The 2164-nt window shown below is 31.5% G+C and carries 1 protein-coding gene; it reads right to left on the bottom strand.

Going from position 1 to position 2164, the window contains the following annotated elements:
• Window positions 1–1095: 1095 nt before the first annotated feature.
• On the bottom strand, window positions 1096–2013 hold the full coding sequence (locus ACFQ1G_RS08300; RefSeq protein WP_380738432.1) for a hypothetical protein: 918 nt from the start codon (window positions 2011–2013) through the stop codon (window positions 1096–1098).
• Between the last annotated feature and the right edge of the window lie 151 nt (window positions 2014–2164).

Here is a 2164-nt window from a genome sequence, read left to right as displayed (position 1 = left end):
TAGGCAGATTCCCAAAATTCAGTCATAATTACATTTTATTATCAAGTTATGTTAGACATTAAGAAGAGATTTGAACTTCGGTTGTTATTAATTGCCCACAACGTACCCGGTTAACGCAAGTAGCGGAAGTTGGGGACGCAAATTTGTCCGGTTAAGTGATGTTTTTAAAGGTAGTCAAAAATGTCATTTTTAGCAGGCTCGTCCGCTATTTGCTTCGTTAACCGCTGTTAGCCACAGTATTTTATTTTTTTCCTTTTCGTCAATCTATCTTTTTTAGGTTTCAATCTAACTTCCACAATTATCTATTTATTCTAAGCGAAATCTTGTAAATGTATAGTCTAGACTGTCAGCCTTGTAAATGTTATAATGATTTGGTATAAAAAGATAATCCTTGTAAATGATATAGCGACTGCCATGTTCGCCACTTAATTCAGTATCAAATATTTTCTCATCGCTTTTCCTGTGAATGTCAATATGATATATCCATGGAAAGTACTTTTCTTGTCTTCTTTTTGTGAAGTATTTCGTAGGATTATTCAAGTCTTTGAAGGTCTCGTCGAAAATCGATTTTTTCACTTCATCCGGCAGAGAACTATATTCAATCGTCTCCTTATCTAGGCGATTAATATTCCGAGAATTGCAGCTTATAAAAAAGATTATTGATATGAATACTAATGTTCTTTTCATATTGTGGCTAACGGTTACGGTTATCGCAAGTTGCGGGAGTAGGGACGCGGACTTGTCGGATTAACCATTTTCTTTCTTGGTTTCTAAAATTACACTTTTTCTATTAAACCCGTTATTTGCGATGAACCGATGTTAGCCGCCGTGCCTTTTTGAGTTTTTACTTTCTATATTTTCAATTATTAATTGAAACAATTTTGATAATGGAAATGAATTAATCAATGTTCGTATCCTCGCAACTACTATTTTAGATTTTTCACTGGGCATAATCCAAAATAGAATTATAATAAATACTATAAAAATAAAAGTTTGGACAAGAGGACTATTAAAGAAGGTTTCCATACGTCTTTGTTTTGATACAAAGAAAGTTTGAATTCTCAAAATTACTCGTTCCAATGCGTTCCGGAACGTCTAAGTTACTTGCTTTATATGTGGTATTGAAAAATTTTCTTTTTCAAATGTTTTCTTGCTTTCTGAAAATTTATCGTCATCTGGATTTAAATATTTGCGCAATGTATCTGCACTAACCTCGACTTCAAATTGTTGTTTAATTAATTTGGCGAAAGCAGTATAATTTATTTCTCCGCTAATTGCTTTTGGAGGTTCGATATAACCTTCCAAGGCAAGAGTACCTAATATAAATCCGATATGAGTTTTTTTTCCTGACCACTTTATTCTAGTCGACATTTGTTTTGATTCATTTAGTTCGCTAATCATTAGATGAATTTTATTTAATTCATCCACGAATCGACGACCAATGTGGAATAGCGTTAATGGTAATAAACTTAGAACTTTAAATCTTTCTAAGTGGTATTCAGAGTAATAAATACTTCTGATTGGCTCAAATCTAGAATAGTTCTTTTCGTTTTCCAGATTATCTATAATTTGAAGCATAGAGCCATTTTCTGGATAATCACTTGCCTTATAAATTCTATTGTTTAAATTCTCGAGTTCTAAATTGTCTATTACTGTTGAGTAATATCTTGACCCTTTAGAATTAATATAAAAATCTGATTTTAAGGTTTTAAGAATAAGTTTTGTTGCCTCGATATTTAAATTTATAAAAGTGTCAAAAGTTTTAGGATCAGCAGTTGATAATTTTAAATAAATTTGAGATAAAGCTTTCTCGAACTTTTCTTTCAGCTCTAATACAATATCCTCTTGACGGCTTCTTATGTTATCAAAGTTCTTTTCATAGAAATTATTTTTTTGATATCTGACTAATAACCAGTTTCTTTTATAATCTACATTTTCTTCAAGAGGATCTGTTAAAAAATCTGGATAGTAATTTTTCCCTAAACTATTAATGAAGGACTTTACACTCTTCATTTACCTTTTTTATTAATATTTCTGTCAAGATACATTTTTTTTGTTCAAGGTTTTGTAGGCATTGCGGCTAACGGTTGCGATTATCGCAAGTAGCGGGAGTAGAGATGCGGACTTGTCGGATTAACCATTTTCTTTCTTGGTTTCTAAAATT

It is taken from the genome of Salinimicrobium gaetbulicola (genome assembly GCF_042676025.1).
Taxonomy (GTDB): domain Bacteria; phylum Bacteroidota; class Bacteroidia; order Flavobacteriales; family Flavobacteriaceae; genus Salinimicrobium; species Salinimicrobium gaetbulicola.
The sequence above is the reverse complement of the archived record's forward strand: the minus strand, read 5'-3'. Positions and strand labels throughout refer to the sequence as shown.